The following is a 19,836-nucleotide window of genomic DNA, read 5'->3' on the forward strand; positions in this document are numbered from 1 at the left end:
TCGCGCCAGAATTATTAGTAATCACTCGCGACAATAGGATAAAAAACGTGTCAGTGCCTTCGAGATATGTTTTTGCCGGTGGTGAATGCGGTACAGAGTGCGGGTCAGACGCGGCAGCGGCAGCGCCAGTTCGACCAGCGTGCCGGCGTCCAGCAGATCGCTAATCACCCGTCGTGACAGGCAGCTGATGCCCATTCCGTGGCGCACCGCATGTTTGATCGCCTCGGAGTTGCCCAGCTCCATGCCCAGCTGAAAGGTCGGCAGATGCGACAGCAGCAGATAATCCACAATTTCACGGGTGCCGGAGCCGCGTTCACGCAGGATCCACGGCGCTGCCGCCAGCGTTTCCAGCGTCACCGGCTGTTGCAGAATCGCCGCATCCGGTGCGGCAAACACCACCAGCTCATCCTCCAGCCACGGTTCGCTCACCAGTTCGGTCATGTGGCAGGGCCCTTCAATCAGCCCGACATCAACCCGGAAATCGGATACCGCATTGATCACATCCTGACTGTTGCCAACGCTCAGCTCCAGCGGCAAACCGGGAAAATCACGCCGGTAGGCCGCCATCATGCCGGGCAGCAGATAGTTGCCGATGGTGCTGCTGGCAAAGATGCGAATCGCCCCGTTGTCCTCTTTGAACAGCTGCTCAATTTCACCCGCCTGCTCCAGCAGACCCACCGCGCGCGGATAGAGCAATCGCCCATGCTCATTCAGCACCAGCCGCTTGCCTACCCGATCAAACAGCTGTACCCCGAGCTGGTTTTCCAGATCGGCCAGCGCGGCGCTGACCGCCGACTGCGATAGCGCCAGCAGTTGCGATGCCTGGGTGGTCGATCCGCTTTTTAACACTTCCGTGAACACTTCTATCTGCCGCAACGTAATGTGCATCGGCACTCCTTAAGTCATTTATTGCCTGATGAGATAGATCACCACCGCCAGCCAGATCAGCGCAATCAGCGCAATCCCGCCAGCAATCTTTTTGCCGCGCGAACGCTGGGTTTGCGCCCGCTGGCTGCTGCTGATACGCACCTCACGCGGCAGCAGGCGCAGCAGAATCATTACCCCGGAGGGAATAATCACCGCATCATCCAGTAATCCGACAAACGGGATCACATCCGGAATAAGATCGATCGGGCTGATGCCATAGGCAACCAGTCCCAGCATCGCCAGTTTGTTCCACCACGGGGTACGCGGATCGCGAAAGGCAAACCACAGCACCACCACGTCCCGTTTGATCAGCGTCGCCCATCGGCGCAGACGCGAAAATAGCATGATTGCCGCCTTATCGTTTATTCTGGTCAATTATAAATATATTATCAATTTCACTTTTAAGCCAGTCAGCGCCATGATCGGGTCTCAATCAGAGGGAGGGACCACTATGGCTGATCTGAGCATGACTAAAACCCACAATCCGATTCCGCGCTGGCTGCCTGGTTTGCTACTGACCGCGCTGATTGCCGCTGCGGCCAGCTGGCTGGCTGGCCAGCCGGCGATTGCCTCGTGGGGGCTGGGATCGCTGACGCTGGCAATTGTGCTGGGCATCATCATCGGCAACAGCGTCTACGCGCCGCTGGCCGCACGCTGTGACACCGGGGTGGTGCTGGCCAAGCAGAAACTGCTGCGGCTGGGGGTAATTCTGTTCGGCTTCCGCATTACGCTGCAACAGATTGCTGACGTCGGCGTCAGCGGTATCCTGATTGATGCGCTGACCCTGAGCAGCACCTTCTTTATTACCTGCCTGCTGGGGATGCGCCTGCTGAAGCTGGATCGCGATACCGTCTGGCTGATTGGTGCCGGTAGCAGCATCTGTGGCGCGGCGGCGGTACTGGCGACCGAACCGGTGGTCAAAGCGGCACCGTCAAAAGTCGCGGTCGCCATCGCGACGGTAGTGCTGTTTGGTACCCTGGCGATTTTTAGCTATCCGCTGCTGTGGCCGCTGGTGCATAGCCTGCTGCCTGGTGTTGATCAGGCGCAGTTCGGCGTATTTACCGGCTCGACCATTCATGAAGTGGCTCAGGTGGTCGCGGCCGGACACAGTATCGGTCCGGATGCCGAGAACAGCGCGGTGATTGCCAAAATGCTGCGGGTGATGATGCTGGCCCCGTTCCTGCTGTGTCTCAGTGGCGTGCTGCGCCGCCAGAGCCCGGCGGCGACCGCATCGCGTCCGGTGACCTTCCCGTGGTTCGCGCTGCTGTTCATTGCCGTCGCGCTGTTTAACTCGGTGCACCTGCTCCCCGCTGGCCTGGTAGCGATGCTGAATCAACTGGCTGGCTTGCTGCTGGCGATGGCGATGGCTGCGCTGGGATTAACTACCCGTTTCAGCGCGTTACGTGAAGCGGGCGTGAAACCGCTGCTGCTGGGTGCCATGGTCGCTGTCTGGCTGATCGTCGGTGGCGGTGCCATCAATCTGCTGGTGCAACATTTCATGGGCTAACCGCATCGGGTATCATGCCTGCTCGTCAGTGCATAGCCCCTTCAGGAGAACGGCATGAAATATATCGGCGCACACGTCAGTGCGGCAGGTGGTGTGGATCAGGCAGTCATTCGCGCCCATGAAATAGACGCCACCGCCTTCGCCTTGTTTACTAAAAATCAACGGCAGTGGAAAGCCGCCCCGCTTTCCACTGAGGTGATTGATGCCTTTCGCGCCGCCTGCGAGAAATATCACTTCAGCTCGCAGCAGATCCTGCCGCACGACAGTTTTCTGATCAACCTCGGCCACCCGGTGGCCGAGGCGCTGGAAAAATCCCGTGCCGCCTTTATTGATGAGCTGCAACGCGCCGATCAGCTCGGCCTGACGCTGCTGAACTTCCATCCGGGCAGCCACCTGCATCAGATCGATGAGCAGGCCTGCCTGAAACGCATCGCCGAATCGATCAATATCGCCCTCGACCAGAGCCGTAACGTCACAGCGGTGATTGAAAATACCGCTGGTCAGGGTAGCAACCTCGGTTTCCGCTTTGAGCATCTGGCGGAAATTATCGACCAGGTTGAGGATAAGAGCCGCGTCGGCGTCTGTCTGGATACCTGCCACGCCTTTGCCGGCGGCTATGATCTGCGTACCGAAGCGGACTGCGTCGCCACCTTTGCTGAATTGGAGCGCATTGTCGGCTTTCGCTATCTGCGCGGCATGCACCTCAACGATGCGAAAAGCACTTTTGGCAGCCGTGTCGACCGCCATCACAGCCTTGGTGAAGGCAACATCGGCAAAACCGTATTTAGCTGGATGATGAAGGATGCGCGTTTTGACGGGATTCCGTTGATTCTCGAAACCATCAACCCGGATATCTGGAAAGATGAGATTGCCTGGCTGAAGTCAGAACAGCAGGGATAAAAAAGGGAGCCTGCTGGCTTAATGCCGATCGGTTAAGGGACCGGTGATAACGCAGTCTGGTGCAGGCAGGGGCTGGCGGTCCTCGCGCCTCTGCGCGGTCCATTCACTTCATTCCTCTGCCTGACGGACCGCCGGGGATGGCACATCCTGTGCCGCCCCGCCTTTCGCCCGCGTCCTGCGGGCTCTCCTGGCCGACTCATTCTGTTCAGCGCTGCGGATTGTCTGCCCCTGCCCGAACCCAGCCTGCTTAAAAGGGCACGAGAGTAGAGGCCTGAGCGCCCTGCTGCTGAAAGGGCTATCCGCAGCGCTGAGGCGTGACGCCGGGCCAGAACTCCACGCCGGGAAGCGTGGAGAGTTCGGGGCCGGCCAGGGAAGGCCGATCCCCGAACGGTTCGTCGGCACGACGTCAAAGCCGAAGGTACCGCGCAGCGGCGCGAGGACTGCCCGGCAGTAGCAGAGGTGCTCAGGCCCGCACTCCGGCATGCTCGCGTAGAAAAAAAGCTGCCACGTTTGACCGCGACAGCCTTTGCAAATTTAACCTTAATTGCCGAACATCAGTCGCGCAGGCGCCCCTTTTTTGCTTATTGCTATGCGACGCTATACTGCCTGAACCAGGCCAGTATCCGGGCCAACGCTTTACGTTGTTCAAAAAACGCTCCCGGCGTTTTATCCCGGCGGCGCAACGCTTTACTCCAGGCGTATTCATCCATCGCTTTAACATTATTCACCGTCTGAAAAAGCAAACAGGGAGCCAGATGGCTCCCTGTTTATTTAACGTCAGCAAATCAGGCTTTCGCCAGCTGCTCTTCCGGACGTTTCAGTACCGCATAGCTCAGACCGGCAATCGCCGTACCGACCACAATCGCCACCAGATAACCGACCACCGGCGTAATCGCACCCGGGATCAGCAGGACAAACAGTCCACCGTGTGGTGCCATCAGTTTGGCCCCCACCGCCATTGAGATAGCGCCGGTGGTCGCGCCGCCGATGATGCAGCAAGGCAGAACGCGCATCGGGTCACGGGCCGCGAACGGAATCGCACCTTCAGAGATGAAGCACAGGCCCAGTACCAGCGCCGCTTTGCCCCCTTCCTGCTGACCTTTGTTGAATTTACGACGGGCAACCAGCGTCGCCAGACCCATCGCCAGCGGCGGCACCATACCGGCCGCCATAATCGCCGCCATCGGCGCATAAGTCTGTGAACTCAGCAAACCGACACCGAATGCGTAAGCCACCTTATTGACCGGGCCGCCCATATCGGTACACATCATGCCGCCCAGAATCGCGCCCAGCAGCACCGCATTAGCGGTACCCATGTTCGCCAGCCAGTGCGTCAGACCGTTCATGATGCCGGCAACCGGTTTACCCACTACATAAATCATCAGCAGGCCGGTGATCAAACTGGCAAACAGCGGAATGATCAGTATCGGCTTCAGCGCTTCCATACTCTGCGGCAGTTTCACTTTGCCGCTGATCAGCTTCGCAGCATAACCGGCGATGAAACCAGCGATGATCCCGCCGAGGAAACCGGCGTTAATGCTGGTGGCGATCATGCCGCCAATCAGGCCTGGGGTCAGACCCGGACGGTCAGCAATCGAGAAGGCGATAAAGCCCGCCAGTACCGGCACCATCAGCGCAAAGGCGCTGCCACCCCCGATTTGCATCAGCGCGGCAGCCAGCGTGCCCTGCTCTTTAAATGCGGTGATACCAAAGGCAAAGGAGAGCGCGATACTCAGACCGCCCGCTACCACCATCGGCAGCATGTAAGAAACACCGGTCAGCAGGTGACGATAAGCGCCTGCGCCCTCTTTCTTCTCATTCTGGTTGTCGCTGCTCTGTCCACCCGCTGCTTTATACGGTTTCGCTTCGGCAACCGCTTTATCCAGCTCCTGAGCGGTTTTCTTCAGCGCCAGGCCGGTTGAGGTGCGGTACATCGGCTTACCGGCGAATTTCGCCAGGTCGACTTCGATATCAGCCGCCACGATCACCAGATCGGCAGCTGCCACTTCTTCAGGGGTGATGGCGTTACCGGCACCGACAGAACCGCGGGTTTCAACTTTTACCCACCAGCCGCGACGGGTCGCTTCAGCCTGAATCGCCTCTGCGGCCATAAAGGTATGCGCCACGCCGGTCGGACAGGCGGTAACCGCAACCACACGTTTCTGCGCGCCAGCCTGAGCTGCCGCAGGCGCACCTGCTGGTGCCGCAACCGGCACGGCGGCCTGCCACGGTTTAGCCTCGGCTTTGGCGCGGTTGAGGAAGGTTTCTGGCTCACGGATCGCCAGCTGAACATCGCCCTGCCACAGCGGTTTGCCATTCAGCGCCGCGTCGTCCGGTACGTTTTTCCCCAGCACGATGACCTGCTCGGCCTCGGCGGGATGATCAGTCAGCGTCAGGCCAGCCGCCGCAGCGGCGGCAGCCAGGCGCTGTTGCGCCATATAAGCGGAAGCCAGTCCCAATGAAGGATCTTTTATCAGCAGCGTTTTCATTATCGCTCTCCTGCTGTCAGTTAACGGGTTGTAAGTCGACGCGCGCCATCATTGCGGCCAACTGGGTACGATCGGAAACGCCAACGTTGCTCTGGCTGACGGCCATTGCCGCCACTGCCGTGGCAAGACGCAGCGTGTGTTCACTGGATTCACGCATTAACAGGCCATAAATCAGCCCGCCGACCATCGAGTCGCCGGCACCCACGGTGCTGACCACTTCGCACACCGGCGGTTTGGCAATCCATTCACCTGAGGCGTTGACCCACAGCGCACCTTCAGCACCCAGCGAGATCACCACGTGGGCGATGCCCTGCTCACGCAGCTGGTGCGCAGCATCAATCACATCCTGCAGGGTCGGCAGTTTGCGACCGGCCCAGATTTCCAGTTCACGACGGTTGGGTTTAACCAGCCAGGGCGCGGCTTTCAGCCCGGCCACCAGCGCGTCGCGGCTGCTGTCAAAAATAATGCACGGACAATGGGTTCGCAGCTCGGTCATCCAGCGGGTAAAGGCGTCAGGATCGACGCCTTCCGGCAGGCTGCCGCTGACGCAGACCATATCGAACTGGCCCAGCCAGGTGAGTGAGTCGCTGGTAAAGCGATCCCAGTCCTGACCGTTGACCTGAAAACCAGAGAAGTTCAGGTCAGTGACATCGCCGGTCTGCTCAGTCAGTTTGACGTTGATTCGGGTACGGCCCGGCACCACCTGAAAACGGTTAGCGATGCCCAACTCGCTGAACAGCTGTTGAAAGCCATCCTGGTTCTCTTTGCCGAGGAAGCCGCCGACGGTGACGTCAATACCCAGATCCTTCAGCACTTTCGCAACGTTAATACCTTTGCCCGCCGCGTGCAGACCGGTGGTTTTCACCAGATTGACTTCGCCGCGTTCAATTTCAGGGGTATAGCCCACCAGGTCATACGCCGGATTCAGCGTGATAGTCGCGACACGTCTGCTCATGCTGCCCCCTCGCCAAGTCCGCTGGTGATTGCTTCTTCTATGGCATTCAGCGCCTGTTGTGCATCTTCACCGCTGGCGGTAAAGCGCAGGCGATGGCCTTTCTTCACGCCGAGTGCCACCACTTTCATCAGGCTGCGGCCGTTAGCGGGTTTGCCGCTGCCATCGAGGTTGGTGACGGTAATGTCGCTGTTGAACTGCTTGATCACGCTGACCAGCGCGGTGCCCGGACGGGCATGCAGACCGTGTTCGTTACGGATGGTGAACTCGGCGGTCAGCACCTCGGCCTGCTCGTCAACTTCACTGGTGAGCAGCGCATAGACGCCTGCGGCATCGGCTTTCAGCAGACGGTCTGCTTTGCCTTGCTGCAACAGGGCGCTGAGGTAACCCAGCACCTCCAGCGGACGTTCATCGACGGCGGCGACGCTGATTAACAGCGCAGCGGATTCGCCCTGATGGTCAAACGGATGGGCCGCCCGGCTAACGGCGACGCCGCTGCGCAGGTTGCCGAGGCTGCTGTCGCTCAGCCAGATCCCCTGCCCGAGACTCAGCGGCGCGTTAGAGACCACGTCAGCGACGTAGCTGGCATCAACCACGCCCGCCGACTGCAGCCGACCGGCGTTCATCGCCTGTAAGGTGATCAGGTCGCTGGCGGCGACATTCAGGGTAATTAATGAGGTGTCGAAGCTGAATTCGGCGGCCTGTTTCTCGCCCATCAGCAACGCACGGAGATCTTCAGCAGAGGCGGTTTTAAGCTGTTCAGCGATGCTGTCATCGCTCAGAACGTGGGTTAACTGACGCAGCAGCGCCAGATGCTCATCCGATTTGGCGGCAATCCCGATCGCCACATAGGCAGTCTGATCGTCACCCCAGCTGATGCCCTGTGGAAACTGGAACACCTGGACGCCGGTTTTCAGCACCAGATCGCGGGTATCGGTGGTGCCGTGCGGAATCGCGATGCCGTTGCCAAGAAAGGTGGAGGTTTGCTGCTCACGCGCCAGCATACCGTTGACGTAGCCTTCGGACACATTACCGGCAGCGGTCAGCGCTGCGGCAACCTGGCGAATGGCCTCTTCTTTGTTCTGGGCGCTGGCTCCGGTATGGATGGCCTGCAATTCGAGCTGGAACATAATTCTCCTCGCTTGCTGAGATTGAATCGTTTCAGCCAGTGGGGAAATTATTACGCCATCTGTCGCAAAACAGGTGGCGTGGTCACCGCTGAAACGTTTCAAGGATTGTGGTACAGCACCTTTCAGCAGGCAAGAAAATGCGCAAACGGCGTAGCAGATTTTTGATGTTACGCACATTTCATCGACGTTTTAAGATTTTGCTGCCTGCCAGCTGACGCGGTTGCTGTAAGCCTGGGATAAACTTAGTCAGCATTTCAGCAACGTCAGCGCGTCAGGGCGCGGTGTCCGCTTCCAGCTGCAACAGATAGATCATCGCCTGCTGGCGCGAATCGCCGCACATGCTGTGCGACGGCTGCAGGCCGGCACAGACCGCGGGACGCAGGTCAGAGCCAAACAGTTTGCAGCGTAAGGCGTCGTCGAGCTGAACGCAGGGCGTGTTGGCGGGTTTGCCGTTGGGCATGCCGGGAATCGGCGAAGAGATGGAGGGCGCCGTACAACAGGCACCGCAGTGGCTACGGCATTGCATGCTGCGCTCCAGCAGAGAAAGTCGCGGCGACAATAGCAGTCCGCCGCCACAATTACCACGTCTGCCGCCGCCCGGGCTAAAATTTCATTCTCGCCATATTGCCAGTTTTCACCGGCGCGAGTAACGTGGCGCGCACTTCACTTCAGAGATAGCGAGAACAGCAATGCCAAAAGCGAATGAAATCAAAAAAGGAATGGCCGTTACCCACAACGGAAAACTGCTGCTGGTTAAAGATATTGATGTCCAGAGCCCAAGCGCACGCGGTGCCGCCACCCTGTATAAGATGCGCTTCACCGATGTACGCACCGGTATGAAGGTCGAAGAACGCTTCAAGGGCGATGAGATTATTGATGCGATTTCGCTCAGCCGCCGCAGCGTCACCTTTTCTTATATAGACGGTGACGAGTATGTCTTTATGGATGACGAAGATTACACCCCTTACAGCTTCAAAAAAGAGCAGATCGAAGAGGAACTGCTGTTCATTCCTGAAGGCGGCATTCCGGGCATTCAGGTGCTGACGATGGAAGGACAGGTGCTGGCGCTGGAGCTGCCACAGACCGTCGACATGGAAATTGTCGATACGTCGCCTGGCATCAAAGGTGCCTCGGCCAGCGCCCGTACCAAACCGGCTGGCATGAGTACCGGCCTGGTGGTTCAGGTACCTGAGTACCTCAGTAACGGCGACCGCATCCGCATTCATGTCGCTGAACGCCGTTATATGGGCCGTGCCGACTAACCGCACTTCCTGAACGTTGCCGTGGCGCTGACTGTTATAAAGTAACATCTTCCACGGCAAATACTGACAGGAGCCTGATTGATGACGCGGGTAAATCTGATAACCGGATTTCTGGGCAGCGGCAAAACTACGCTGTTATGCCATCTGCTGGCCGCAAAGCCCGCTAACGAACAGTGGGCGGTGCTGGTGAATGAATTTGGTGAGATTGGGGTCGATGGCGCGCTGCTGGCCGATCGCGGTGCCATCCTGAAAGAGATCCCCGGCGGCTGCATGTGCTGCGTCAATGGCCTGCCGATGCAGATCGGGCTGAACCGGCTGTTGCAGAACAAGCCCGATCGGCTGCTGATTGAGCCGACCGGGCTGGGCCATCCGCGCCAGTTGCTGCAGCTGTTAAGTTCGCCGACCTACTACGCCTGGCTACAACTCAACGCCACCCTCACCCTGCTGGATGCGCGCCAGCTTGCCGATCCGCGGGTCGTCGCCAATGAAAATTTCCGCGATCAGCTGGCGGCGGCTGACATTATTATCGGCAACAAGCAGGATCGCTGGCAGCCGGAAGATCATCAGCGCCTGGCGGACTGGCAGCGTGATGCGCTGGATCAGCGTCCTTTTATCGCCACCGAATTTGGTCAGATTCCGCTGGCGCTGCTCGATACGCCGCGCGGTCAGCCGCGTGAGCTGCCGGTGCCACAGCATCATCACCCAGCCGCCGTACCGACCAGTGGCGTAGCGGTCATGCGGCTTGATCATCCGGCACGCTGGCGTCGGGCGCTGAATCAGGGACAGGACTACAGCGCCTGTGGCTGGCTGTTCGACGCCGAAACGCAGTTTGACCGGGCGGCGCTGTTGGAATGGGTGCGCCAGGCGCCGGGCGATCGAATTAAAGGGGTAATGCATATTGAGGCAGGATCGCTGACGATTAATCGTCAGGGCGACGATCTGCAAATTGAAACGCGATCGCAGCCGCCCGCCGACAGCCGTATTGAGATCATTGATTCGCAGCAGGCTGACTGGAATAGACTACAATCGGCGTTGTTGAAGTGCCGTTTACGCTGACAAGGGTATTGTCGGCGGTTATTTTTTTAATCATGAGTTTAACTATGCGCGTAACTCGCCTTATTACCATCCTGCTGCTTAATGCATTGGGTGTGGTGCTATTCCTGTCGTGGTATCTGCCGCCTGAACATGGTTTCTGGTTCGGTATCGATAAAGCGATTTTCTTTGGCTTTAATAGTCAGATGATCATTCACTCCGGCTTTGCGCTGCTGGTGGCGATCACCAACTATCGTGGCTTTGATGCCGTGTCGCTGCTGGCGATGGGCCTGCTCTATCTGTCGATCTGGCGCGGTGAAACCCCGCAGGCGCGGCGTCGTATGCTGGCTATCGGCATCACCATGCTATTAACCGCGGTGGTCCTTAACCAGCTCGGTCACCTGCTGCCGGTGAAACACTCCAGCCCGACGCTGTTCTTCGAAAACGTACATCGGGTCAGTGAGCTGACCGGTATTCCGGCTAAGGATGCATCGAAAGACAGTTTCCCTGGCGACCACGGCATGATGCTGATGATCTTCGCCTGCTTTATCTGGCGTTATTTTGGCTTCGGTCGTTTTTTAATTGCGGCGGCGATTGTGGTTATTTTCTCGCTGCCTCGCGTTATGGCTGGCGCGCACTGGTTCACCGATATTGCCGTGGGTTCACTGTCGGTAGTATTAGTCGGATTAAGCTGGTGGTTATTAACCCCGGCCAGTGATGCGCTGGTAAATTGGTTTTATCGCAAATTACCGGGCAAATATAAGCCGCTAAGCTGAATGATAAGCGCGGGCGTAATAATGGCGTTATTCTTAACCGCCCGCGCTTATAAAAAAAGCCAGTACATTATTAGCATGCTAATTAAATTCATTAAAAGAAAAGGTTATGACCGGCTTGATTGGTTAAATAACCGCCACTTCTGATTGTCCATAAAGAAAATTCCCAAACAGCAGGCTATAGGCGGAATTAGCGCCCTTTTCACCCCCTGCTCTCACCATCATTTCCCCACAATTGTTGCTAAAGTAGTCAGTGTGTTAAGGTTTGATTTCACATCAGAAAAACCTATAAGAATTTAACGGAAAGCACTCGCCACGGCGTCTGTAATCGGTTAACCTCAGTCGCTGTGGGGTAACAGCAGCAGCAAATTCGCTTTTTTTTACAGTAAAAATGTGTCCATTAACACATTTTAGTAATTAAGGAATTGTCTTAGTCTGTTTCGCTTATTAATCTCCCTGTTTTGTCATCTGGCTGGCGACAATCTTGTCGTAAGGACATCGAAGGAAAACCCGAATAATGGTCAAGTCTCAACCAATACTGAGATATATCTGGCGAATCGTGCCTGCAGTGGCACTGGCAACTCTCCTCTCAGCTTGTAGCAGTACCCATAACGGTCAAAACGCGAATAACGAGAATCATGAAGTTAACAACCACAATGGTTTTTTACTTCAGGCGTCTCAGGATGAGTTTGAAGAAATGGTGCGTAATGTTGACGTTAAGTCACGCATCATGGATCAATACGCTGTCTGGAAAGGCGTGCGCTATCGCCTGGGTGGCGATACCAAACGCGGTATCGATTGTTCCGCCTTTGTACAACGCACCTTCCGCGATCAATTTGGCTTAGAACTGCCGCGTTCTACCTCAGAGCAGCAGGGCACCGGTAAAGAGATTTCACGCACTAAACTGCGTCCTGGCGATCTGGTACTGTTCCGCGCCGGCTCCACTGGCCGTCATGTTGGCATCTATCTCGGTAATGATAACTTCGTTCACGCTTCCACCAGCAGTGGTGTGATGATCTCCAACCTGAACGACGATTACTGGAAAAAGCGTTATCGTGAAGGGCGACGCGTATTAAGTCGTAACCCGACCTGATTACCGCCTTTGATCTCCTTCTCAGCCAGAGAATATGAAACGCTGCTTACGCAGCGTTTTTTTTCGTCTGTTGCCATTGCCCGCCTCAGACTGATGGCTTAAAAACCATTGCCTTTCAGAAGAATAACGAGACATTCCCCGCCTTCTCGTTATATTCTCGGTCGCTTACACCGAAGCAGTCGTGCGCAATAACATAATAATAATTTTATCAGAGGAAGCACCTCATGCCACTGTCGGGGGCGCTGATGCGCCATGCAACCTATCCTCGTCGAATCGCATGGAGTAGCGCGATGGTCGGCTGCCTGTTCTTTTTACTCTTTACAGCGCTGTCGTTTAACCATCTCTGGCATAAGCGCGATCGACAGCACCAGCAATTAGTAGAGAATAGTCGAACGGCCCTGCAGCAAACGCTCTCTTCTCTGATTAACAGCACGCTCAGCCCTCTGCTTCCGTTTACGCAAACTCCCTGCCAGACCATCAACCGTGAACTGACCTCACGCGCCGCTTTTGCCGGTAATCTGCGCGCCATTCTGCTGATTAATGACGGTAACGCGTTTTGCTCCTCTGCCACCGGCAGCTTTAGCCTGCCGCTCAGCGTTATTGCGCCGCAGAGTGATACGACGCGCGACATCGATCTGCAACTGATGCGCGGCACGCCGCTGCAGCCCAATAAACCGGCGCTGGCGCTGTGGATCAGGAATCCCGGCAGCGTTCAGTCCGGGGTGTTCGCCACCCTCAATATCACACTGAATCCCTATCTGTTGCTGGCGTCGCGCCAGCCGGAGATTACCGGCATGGCGCTGGTGGCGCAGCGCACGGCGTTAACCAGCTGGCAGCCCGGCGTGGTGGAAAACCACGGGCTGCCACCGCCATTACTGAAGCAGTCCCTGGCCGGTTACCCGCTGCAGTTTGTGTTATATGGCTCGACCCTGTCGCTCAGCGATTATCAAAATATTCTGTTAAGCAGCCTGCTGCTCTCCCTGCTGGTGACCGGCGGCTGCTGGCTGCTGCTGTCAGCCTATCAGCGCCCCGGAAAAGATCTGATACAGGGGATGAAGCGTGGCGAGTTTCATATTGAGTATCAGCCGCTGGTGACCTCACATGATGGTCAGCCCTACGGCATGGAAGCGCTACTGCGCTGGACTCACCCGACCGAGGGGCCGATCCCGCCGGATGTATTTATCAGCTACGCCGAAGCGCAAAACCTGATTATTCCGCTGACCCGCCATCTGTTCCAGCTGGTGGCGCGTGATGCCCACCTGCTCTGTCACACCATTCCCCGCCATGCCAGCCTCAGCCTGAATATTTCTCCGCTGCACCTGGCGGATAGCTGTTTTCGTCAGGACGTGCTGCGCTGGCTCGACACCATGCCGGCGGCCCACTTCACTTACGTATTTGAAATCACCGAGCGTGCGATGGTGCGCGATGAGAATGTCGGCGAACTGTTTGACTGGCTGCATCAGCAGCAGATTAATATTGCGATTGATGATTTCGGCACCGGACACAGCGCGCTGATCTATCTGGAGCGCTACGCGTTTGATTACCTTAAAATCGATCGCGGTTTTGTGCAGAGCATCGGGACCGATACCCTGACCTCACCGGTGCTGGATACGGTGTTGCAGCTGGCGAAAAAGCTCAATCTGAAAAGCGTGGCGGAAGGCGTCGAAACCGGAGAGCAGGCCGCCTGGCTGATCAATCGTGGCGTGACGCATCTGCAGGGTTACATTTTTAGCCGTCCGCTGCGTCCTGAAACGCTGATAGACTATTTTCAGCGTCACAATGCCTGACGCGCGGAATCGAAAAAATCACAGGAGAGCGTAAACGTGGTGCTGCTTCGTGCTGGATTATTATTGCTGTGCGGCGTCCTGAGCGGCCCGCTGCTGGCCGCCAGCATTCAACAGAGCTTTGCCTTTACGCAGGCCGGCGAAGCGAAATATCCGCCGGACTTCAGCCATTATGATTATGCCGATCCGCAGGCACCCAAAGGCGGCAGCATCACCATGGCGGTGGTCGGTACCTACGACAACTTTAACCGCTATGCCTCTCGCGGTAATCCGGGCATCTACACTGAAGCCTTGTATGACGGGCTCTATACCAGCTCGGATGATGAGCCCGGCAGCTACTATCCGCTGATTGCCCACTCTGCCCGCTACGCCAGCGACTTTAGCTGGATCGAAGTCCGCCTTAAACCGCAGGCCCGCTTCCAGGATGGCAGCCCAATCACCGCTCAGGACGTGGCCTTTTCCTTTGGCAAATTTATGACTGAAGGGGTGCCGCAGTTTCGCGTCGCCTATCGCGGCGTGACCGTAAAAGCGCTGGATCGGCTGACGGTGCGAATTGATGCGCAGCAGCCGGACAAAGATCGGATGCTGGGATTACTGACGCTGCCGGTGCTGGCTGAAAAATTCTGGCACGATAAGAAGTTCAACGAACCCCTGAGTTCGCCGCCGCTGTCGAGCGGCCCTTATCGCATCACTAAATGGAAGCTCGGCCAGTTCATTGAATACAGCCGGGTAAAAGATTACTGGGCAGCCGATCTGCCGGTTAACCGCGGACGGTTTAATTTTGATCGTATCCGCTACGACTATTATCTGGATGACAACGTGGCGTTTGAGGCTTTTAAAGCGGGCGCGTTCGATTTACGGGAGGAAACCTCCGCCAAAAAATGGGCCACCCAGTATCGCGGCCGCCATTTCGACGATCGCAGCATAGTGAAAGAGACGTTGCCCAATCAGGCCGCGATTGATACCCGCTGGCTGGCGTTTAACAATCAAAAACCGCTGTTTCACGATCGCCGGGTCCGACAGGCGCTGACGCTGGCGTTTGATTTTGAGTGGATGAACAAGGCGCTGTTCTATGGTGCTTATCAGCGCGCCAGCAGCTATTTCCAGAATACCGGGTTTGCCGCCAGCGGTTTGCCCGATGCGCAGCAGCAGGCATTGCTGGCTCCGTGGCGGGCGCAGTTGCCGCCTGAACTGTTCACCCAGCCTTATCACCCGCCCGTTACCGACGGCAGCGGTTACGATCGCGCCCGTCTGCTTCAGGCGTTTGCCTTGCTGAAACAGGCGGGCTGGCAGATTAACCATCGCCGATTGGTGAACCAGAAAACCGGTCAGCCGTTTAGCGTCGAACTGCTGTTACGCAGCGGTACCAGTACGGAATGGGCGCTTCCGCTGCAGCACAATCTGGCGCGGCTCGGTATCACCCTGACTCTGCGCCAGGTGGACAGTTCACAGTATCTGCGGCGGCTGCGTGAGGGCGACTATGACATGATCGCCACCGCCTATTCTGCTATGCCGATCCCTTCCTCCAGCCTGCAGATTTACTGGCAGTCGGACTACATCGCCTCGTCGTGGAATACCGCGCGGGTTAAAGATCCGCTGGTCGACCATTTCGTCAAACAGATTGTGGCACATCAGGGCGATCTCCCTGCCCTTCGGCCGCTGGCACAGGTACTGGATCGCATTCTGCTGTGGAATGCCTATATGATTCCGATGTGGTACAACGCAGAGCAACGGCTGGCGTACTGGGATAAGTTTTCCCATCCGGCCGGCAAACCGGCTTACAGCCTCGGGCTGGAAAACTGGTGGTATGACGTGAACAAAGCTGCCCGGCTGCCGGCCAGCAAACGCTAAGGAGTGGACCGTTGGCAACTTACTTTCTGCGCAGGCTGTTGCTGATTATTCCCACTCTGTGGGCGATCATCACCCTTAACTTTTTTATCGTACAGATTGCACCGGGCGGTCCGGTCGATCAGGCGCTGGCCAATATCCAGTTCGGTCAGACCACGGGTCTGGCGGGCGGCGGTGCCGACAGCGCGGCGTCCCGCGCCAGCCTGAATGCACTTAACCCGGCGGATAATCAGTATCGCGGCGCGCGCGGGCTGGATCCCGAAGTGATTGCGGAGATTAAGCAGCGCTACGGTTTTGATAAGCCGATCTGGCAACGCTATGGCGAAATGCTGTGGGACTATGCCCGCTTTGATTTTGGCGACAGCCTGTTCCGCAGCGCCTCGGTGCTTCAGCTGGTTAAAGAGAGTTTACCGGTGTCGATCAGTCTGGGTCTGTGGAGCACGCTGATTATCTATCTGGTGTCGATCCCGCTCGGCATCCGTAAAGCGGTACGCAACGGCAGCGCTTTTGATATCTGGAGCAGCACCTTCATCATTATTGGCTACTCGATTCCGGCCTTTCTGTTCGGCATCATGTTAATCGTGCTGTTTGCCGGCGGCAGCTATCTCGACTGGTTCCCGCTGCGCGGCCTCACCTCACCGCAGCATGACAGCCTGCCCTGGTACGGCCAGGTGCTCGACTATTTCTGGCACATCGCACTGCCGGTGCTGGCAACGGTGATTGGCGGCTTTGCTACCCTGACCATGCTGACAAAAAACGCCTTTCTGGATGAGATCCGTAAACTGTACGTGGTCACCGCCCGCGCCAAAGGGGTGCCGGAGCGCCGCATTCTGTATCATCACGTGTTCCGCAACGCGATGCTGCTGGTGATTGCCAGCTTCCCCGCCACCTTTATCAGCATGTTCTTCACCAGTTCAGTGCTGATCGAAGTGATATTTTCACTTAACGGCCTCGGATTGCTCGGCTATGACGCGACCCTGCAGCGCGACTACCCGGTGATGTTTGGTACGCTCTATATTTTCACCCTGATCGGCCTGTTGATGAATGTTCTCAGCGACTTAACCTATACGCTGGTCGATCCCCGTATTGATTTCGAGGGCCGCTGATGCGCTTATCTCCCCTGAATCAGCAGCGCTGGCAGCGCTTTCGCCATAACCGACGCGGTTACTGGTCGCTGTGGATCTTCCTGTTTATTTTCCTGCTGTCGCTGGCTGCCGAGCTGATCGCCAACGACAAGCCGCTGCTGGTGCATTATCAGCAGCGCTGGTATTTGCCGGTGCTGTTTAACTACAGCGAGACCGATTACGGCGGCGTGCTGGCAACCGCCGCCGATTATCAGGACCCCTGGTTGCGGCAGCGGATAGATCAGCAAGGCTGGGCGATCTGGGCGCCGATCCGCTTCAGTGACAGCACCATCAATTTTGCTACCCAGGTGCCCTTCCCTTCCCCGCCTTCGGCGCAGAACTGGCTGGGCACCGACGCAACCGGCGGTGATGTGATGGCGCGCCTGCTGTACGGCACGCGTATTTCACTGCTATTTGGCCTGCTGCTGACGCTGTTTTCCAGCGTGATCGGCATGGTGGTCGGCGCGGTGCAGGGCTATTTCGGCGGCAGGGTTGATCTGATTGGACAACGGCTGATTGAAGTCTGGTCCGGCATGCCGTCGCTGTTTCTGCTGATTTTGCTCTCCAGCGTGATTCAGCCTGGTTTCTGGTGGCTGCTGCTGGTGACGGTGACCTTTGGCTGGATGAGCCTGGTCAGCGTGGTGCGGGCCGAGTTCCTGCGCACCCGCAACTTCGACTATATCCGTGCGGCACAGGCGCTGGGCGTCAGTGACAGCCGGATTATGCTGCGCCACATGCTGCCGAATGCGATGGTGGCCACCCTGACCTTTCTGCCGTTTATTTTGTGTGGATCGATTACCACGCTGACCTCGCTCGATTTCCTCGGCTTCGGCTTGCCGCTCGGTTCGCCGTCGCTGGGGGAACTGCTGCTGCAGGGTAAAAATAATCTGCAGGCGCCGTGGCTCGGCCTGGCGGGCTTTTTCTCACTGGCGATCCTGTTATCGCTGCTGATTTTTATCGGCGAAGCGGTACGTGACGCCTTCGATCCGGGCAAAGGAGTCTGAATGGCTGCGCCACTGCTTGCTATCAACCATCTTTCGGTCGCCTTTCGTCAGGGCGAGCAGCTGCATCGGGTGGTGGATGAGGTTTCATTACGCGTTGAGGCCGGTGAAACGCTGGCGCTGGTGGGCGAATCGGGTTCCGGCAAAAGTGTCACCGCCCTGTCAGTGATGCGGCTGCTGCCTCCCTCGACGGTCGCCTGGCCAGGTGGGGAGATCCTGTTCAACGGTGAGGATCTGTTGCGCGCCAGTGAGCAGCGGCTGCGCGGCATTCGCGGCAATCAGATCGCGATGATCTTTCAGGAGCCGATGGTGTCGCTGAACCCGCTGCATACCGTGGAGAAGCAGCTGTACGAAGTGCTGTCGCTGCATCGCGGTATGCGGCCTGCGGCAGCGCGCGGCGAAATTCTCAGCGTGCTGGATCGGGTCGGGATCCGCCAGCCCGCCGCCCGGCTGCACGATTTTCCGCATCAGCTGTCGGGCGGCGAACGTCAGCGGGTGATGATCGCTATGGCGCTGTTAACCCGGCCAGCGCTGCTGATAGCTGATGAGCCGACCACCGCGCTGGATGTGACGGTGCAGGCACAGATTCTGACCCTGCTGCGCGAGCTGCAACGCGAATTCAATATGGGGATGCTGTTTATCACTCATAACCTGAATATTGTGCGTCAGCTGGCGGATAGCGTCAGCGTGATGCGTCAGGGAAAGGTGGTTGAGCAGAATCGCTGTCGGACGCTGCTCAGTCAGCCGCAGCATCCCTACACCCAACAGCTGCTGGCGGCAGAGCCGGAAGGCAGGCCATTGCCGCTGCCCGCCGATGCGCCGGTGATCCTGCGGGTCGATCAGCTTCGGGTCAGCTTCCCGTTGCGCCGTGGCCTGTTCCGCCGCCAGGTGGGTGAAAAACGGGCGCTCTCTGCGCTGAGCTTTACGCTGCGGCGCGGCGAAAGTCTCGGGCTGGTGGGCGAATCCGGTTCAGGTAAAAGCACCACCGGCCTGGCGCTGCTGCGGCTGATTGAGGCCGGCGGCGAGGTCTGGTTTGACGACCAGCCGCTGCATCAACTGTCACGGCGGCAATTGCTGCCGCTGCGTCGGCGCATTCAGGTGGTGTTTCAGGATCCGAACTCTTCGCTCAATCCGCGGATGACGGTGCAACAGATTATCGCCGAAGGGCTGGCGGTGCATCAGCCCGAGCTGACGGCACAACAGCAGGAACAGCGGGTTATCGCGGTGATGCAGGAGGTTGGGCTGGATGTGGAGAGCCGTCATCGTTATCCGGCTGAATTCTCCGGCGGTCAGCGGCAACGCATCGCCATCGCCCGGGCGCTGATCCTTGAACCGGAGATGCTGGTGCTGGATGAGCCGACTTCGTCGCTGGATCGCACGGTACAGAAACAGATCCTGACGCTGTTGCGTCGGTTACAGCAGCAGCGTCAGCTGAGCTATCTGTTTATCAGTCACGATCTTGAGGTGGTGCGCGCCCTGTGCCACCAGCTTATCGTGCTGCGTCAGGGGGAAGTGGTGGAACAGGGAGAGTGTGAAACGCTGTTTGCCTCGCCCGCGGCGGAATACACCCGCGAACTGCTGCGCTCAGCGCAACTTAGCGAGGGATAAAGGTTTCGGCAATCGCCACGCCCTGATTTTTCAGGCAGCAGTTGGTGGCACTTTCGTCGCGGCGCTGGATAAACAGGCAAGGCTGCCCTTCGCACTCGGCGACTTTACAGTCGACCTGGATGTCAGCCAGCACCTCTTTCAGCTGCTGCAGGATCTCCCAGGCCGGAATGCCGTCGTGGCTGATTAACCGCAGCGCGATAAAATCCTGATCGTCCAGCGTGGTGTCATCCGCTTCGATGGCACTGTGATGATCGCTGGTCCAGCGAAAGCGCTGTGGTAAGCGATGCACAATCGAAAGTTGCAGCATAATTATCAATGTCCCCAGGAGTTTTACTTCGCCATCCCCTCAGTGGCTGACGCCCGCTTTGCCAGCATCAGTGTCCGGACGTCAAGGCCCGGCTTCTCA

Annotated in this window: 18 protein-coding genes; 11 read left to right on the forward strand and 7 right to left on the reverse strand. The window is 57.6% G+C overall.

Annotation, left to right across the window (positions count from 1 at the left end):
- Nucleotides 1-21: 21 nt before the first annotated feature.
- A complete protein-coding gene (gene yieE / locus FHW04_RS17445) occupies nt 22-888 on the reverse strand; it encodes a DNA-binding transcriptional regulator YeiE (RefSeq protein ID WP_031377120.1) in 867 nt (288 codons plus the stop codon).
- A gap of 18 nt (nt 889-906) precedes the next feature.
- Entirely contained in the window at nt 907-1,272 is a 366-nt protein-coding gene (locus FHW04_RS17450) for a YkvA family protein (protein WP_069728973.1), read from the reverse strand.
- A 106-nt stretch (nt 1,273-1,378) separates the two neighbouring features.
- Between FHW04_RS17450 and FHW04_RS17455 the strand changes: the two genes are divergently transcribed.
- Together FHW04_RS17455 and nfo are read left to right on the forward strand one after the other, a co-directional pair.
- On the forward strand, nt 1,379-2,434 hold the full coding sequence (locus FHW04_RS17455; protein WP_089561766.1) for a YeiH family protein: 1,056 nt from the start codon (nt 1,379-1,381) through the stop codon (nt 2,432-2,434).
- A gap of 54 nt (nt 2,435-2,488) precedes the next feature.
- Nucleotides 2,489-3,334, forward strand: a complete 846-nt coding sequence (nfo, locus tag FHW04_RS17460) for a deoxyribonuclease IV (RefSeq protein ID WP_089561719.1) — start codon at nt 2,489-2,491, stop codon at nt 3,332-3,334.
- 785 nt (nt 3,335-4,119) lie between these two features.
- Here the strand turns inward: nfo and fruA are convergent.
- The 4 genes from fruA to FHW04_RS17480 all read right to left on the reverse strand — a co-directional run bounded on the left by fruA (nt 4,120) and on the right by FHW04_RS17480 (nt 8,431).
- On the reverse strand, nt 4,120-5,823 hold the full coding sequence (fruA, locus tag FHW04_RS17465; protein WP_031377222.1) for a PTS fructose transporter subunit IIBC: 1,704 nt from the start codon (nt 5,821-5,823) through the stop codon (nt 4,120-4,122).
- A 16-nt stretch (nt 5,824-5,839) separates the two neighbouring features.
- Complete coding sequence (fruK, locus tag FHW04_RS17470; protein WP_031377223.1) at nt 5,840-6,778, reverse strand: 1-phosphofructokinase; 939 nt, start codon at nt 6,776-6,778, stop codon at nt 5,840-5,842.
- Nucleotides 6,775-7,905 (reverse strand): fused PTS fructose transporter subunit IIA/HPr protein, encoded by a 1,131-nt coding sequence (gene fruB, locus FHW04_RS17475; RefSeq protein ID WP_031377224.1) that lies wholly within the window; start codon nt 7,903-7,905, stop codon nt 6,775-6,777. Before fruB ends, fruK begins: the two co-directional genes overlap by 4 nt.
- 271 nt (nt 7,906-8,176) lie before the next feature.
- Nucleotides 8,177-8,431, reverse strand: a complete 255-nt coding sequence (locus FHW04_RS17480; protein WP_031377225.1) for a zinc/iron-chelating domain-containing protein — start codon at nt 8,429-8,431, stop codon at nt 8,177-8,179.
- A 163-nt stretch (nt 8,432-8,594) separates the two neighbouring features.
- Between FHW04_RS17480 and yeiP the strand changes: the two genes are divergently transcribed.
- From yeiP to yejF, 9 genes are all read left to right on the forward strand, one after another.
- Nucleotides 8,595-9,167 carry an elongation factor P-like protein YeiP gene (yeiP, locus tag FHW04_RS17485; protein WP_031377226.1) on the forward strand — a complete coding sequence of 191 codons (573 nt, stop codon included), beginning with the start codon at nt 8,595-8,597 and terminating at the stop codon, nt 9,165-9,167.
- 81 nt (nt 9,168-9,248) lie between these two features.
- Nucleotides 9,249-10,223, forward strand: coding sequence for a CobW family GTP-binding protein (locus FHW04_RS17490; protein ID WP_089561717.1), 975 nt, complete (start codon nt 9,249-9,251; stop codon nt 10,221-10,223).
- A 44-nt stretch (nt 10,224-10,267) separates the two neighbouring features.
- Nucleotides 10,268-10,975 carry a phosphatase PAP2 family protein gene (locus FHW04_RS17495; protein ID WP_031377228.1) on the forward strand — a complete coding sequence of 236 codons (708 nt, stop codon included), beginning with the start codon at nt 10,268-10,270 and terminating at the stop codon, nt 10,973-10,975.
- A gap of 514 nt (nt 10,976-11,489) precedes the next feature.
- A complete protein-coding gene (gene mepS / locus FHW04_RS17500) occupies nt 11,490-12,065 on the forward strand; it encodes a bifunctional murein DD-endopeptidase/murein LD-carboxypeptidase (protein ID WP_031377229.1) in 576 nt (191 codons plus the stop codon).
- 224 nt (nt 12,066-12,289) lie between these two features.
- Complete coding sequence (locus FHW04_RS17505; RefSeq protein WP_089561716.1) at nt 12,290-13,852, forward strand: cyclic di-GMP phosphodiesterase; 1,563 nt, start codon at nt 12,290-12,292, stop codon at nt 13,850-13,852.
- 39 nt (nt 13,853-13,891) lie between these two features.
- Nucleotides 13,892-15,700 (forward strand): extracellular solute-binding protein, encoded by a 1,809-nt coding sequence (locus FHW04_RS17510; RefSeq protein ID WP_089561765.1) that lies wholly within the window; start codon nt 13,892-13,894, stop codon nt 15,698-15,700.
- 11 nt (nt 15,701-15,711) lie between these two features.
- Nucleotides 15,712-16,803 carry a microcin C ABC transporter permease YejB gene (locus tag FHW04_RS17515; RefSeq protein ID WP_089561715.1) on the forward strand — a complete coding sequence of 364 codons (1,092 nt, stop codon included), beginning with the start codon at nt 15,712-15,714 and terminating at the stop codon, nt 16,801-16,803.
- A complete protein-coding gene (locus FHW04_RS17520; RefSeq protein ID WP_089561714.1) occupies nt 16,803-17,825 on the forward strand; it encodes an ABC transporter permease in 1,023 nt (340 codons plus the stop codon). Before FHW04_RS17515 ends, FHW04_RS17520 begins: the two co-directional genes overlap by 1 nt.
- Entirely contained in the window at nt 17,826-19,430 is a 1,605-nt protein-coding gene (gene yejF / locus FHW04_RS17525) for a microcin C ABC transporter ATP-binding protein YejF (RefSeq protein ID WP_031377234.1), read from the forward strand.
- Here the strand turns inward: yejF and FHW04_RS17530 are convergent.
- Nucleotides 19,417-19,737 carry a hypothetical protein gene (locus FHW04_RS17530; RefSeq protein ID WP_031377235.1) on the reverse strand — a complete coding sequence of 107 codons (321 nt, stop codon included), beginning with the start codon at nt 19,735-19,737 and terminating at the stop codon, nt 19,417-19,419. The two genes, yejF and FHW04_RS17530, sit on opposite strands and share 14 nt — an antisense overlap.
- Between the last annotated feature and the right edge of the window lie 99 nt (nt 19,738-19,836).

Source organism: Pantoea sp. AN62 (assembly GCF_050432985.1).
In the GTDB taxonomy this organism is placed as follows: domain Bacteria; phylum Pseudomonadota; class Gammaproteobacteria; order Enterobacterales; family Enterobacteriaceae; genus Pantoea; species Pantoea brenneri.

Excerpts from the sequence above, each read along its gene's own strand:
- yieE (WP_031377120.1), bottom strand. The coding sequence starts at position 888 with ATGCACATTACGTTGCGGCAGATAGAAGTGTTCACGGAAGTGTTAAAA.
- FHW04_RS17450 (WP_069728973.1), bottom strand. The coding sequence starts at position 1,272 with ATGCTATTTTCGCGTCTGCGCCGATGGGCGACGCTGATCAAACGGGAC.
- FHW04_RS17455 (WP_089561766.1), top strand. The coding sequence starts at position 1,379 with ATGGCTGATCTGAGCATGACTAAAACCCACAATCCGATTCCGCGCTGG.
- nfo (WP_089561719.1), top strand. The coding sequence starts at position 2,489 with ATGAAATATATCGGCGCACACGTCAGTGCGGCAGGTGGTGTGGATCAG.
- fruA (WP_031377222.1), bottom strand. The coding sequence starts at position 5,823 with ATGAAAACGCTGCTGATAAAAGATCCTTCATTGGGACTGGCTTCCGCT.
- fruK (WP_031377223.1), bottom strand. The coding sequence starts at position 6,778 with ATGAGCAGACGTGTCGCGACTATCACGCTGAATCCGGCGTATGACCTG.
- fruB (WP_031377224.1), bottom strand. The coding sequence starts at position 7,905 with ATGTTCCAGCTCGAATTGCAGGCCATCCATACCGGAGCCAGCGCCCAG.
- FHW04_RS17480 (WP_031377225.1), bottom strand. The coding sequence starts at position 8,431 with ATGCAATGCCGTAGCCACTGCGGTGCCTGTTGTACGGCGCCCTCCATC.
- yeiP (WP_031377226.1), top strand. The coding sequence starts at position 8,595 with ATGCCAAAAGCGAATGAAATCAAAAAAGGAATGGCCGTTACCCACAAC.
- FHW04_RS17490 (WP_089561717.1), top strand. The coding sequence starts at position 9,249 with ATGACGCGGGTAAATCTGATAACCGGATTTCTGGGCAGCGGCAAAACT.
- FHW04_RS17495 (WP_031377228.1), top strand. The coding sequence starts at position 10,268 with ATGCGCGTAACTCGCCTTATTACCATCCTGCTGCTTAATGCATTGGGT.
- mepS (WP_031377229.1), top strand. The coding sequence starts at position 11,490 with ATGGTCAAGTCTCAACCAATACTGAGATATATCTGGCGAATCGTGCCT.
- FHW04_RS17505 (WP_089561716.1), top strand. The coding sequence starts at position 12,290 with ATGCCACTGTCGGGGGCGCTGATGCGCCATGCAACCTATCCTCGTCGA.
- FHW04_RS17520 (WP_089561714.1), top strand. The coding sequence starts at position 16,803 with ATGCGCTTATCTCCCCTGAATCAGCAGCGCTGGCAGCGCTTTCGCCAT.
- yejF (WP_031377234.1), top strand. The coding sequence starts at position 17,826 with ATGGCTGCGCCACTGCTTGCTATCAACCATCTTTCGGTCGCCTTTCGT.
- FHW04_RS17530 (WP_031377235.1), bottom strand. The coding sequence starts at position 19,737 with ATGCTGCAACTTTCGATTGTGCATCGCTTACCACAGCGCTTTCGCTGG.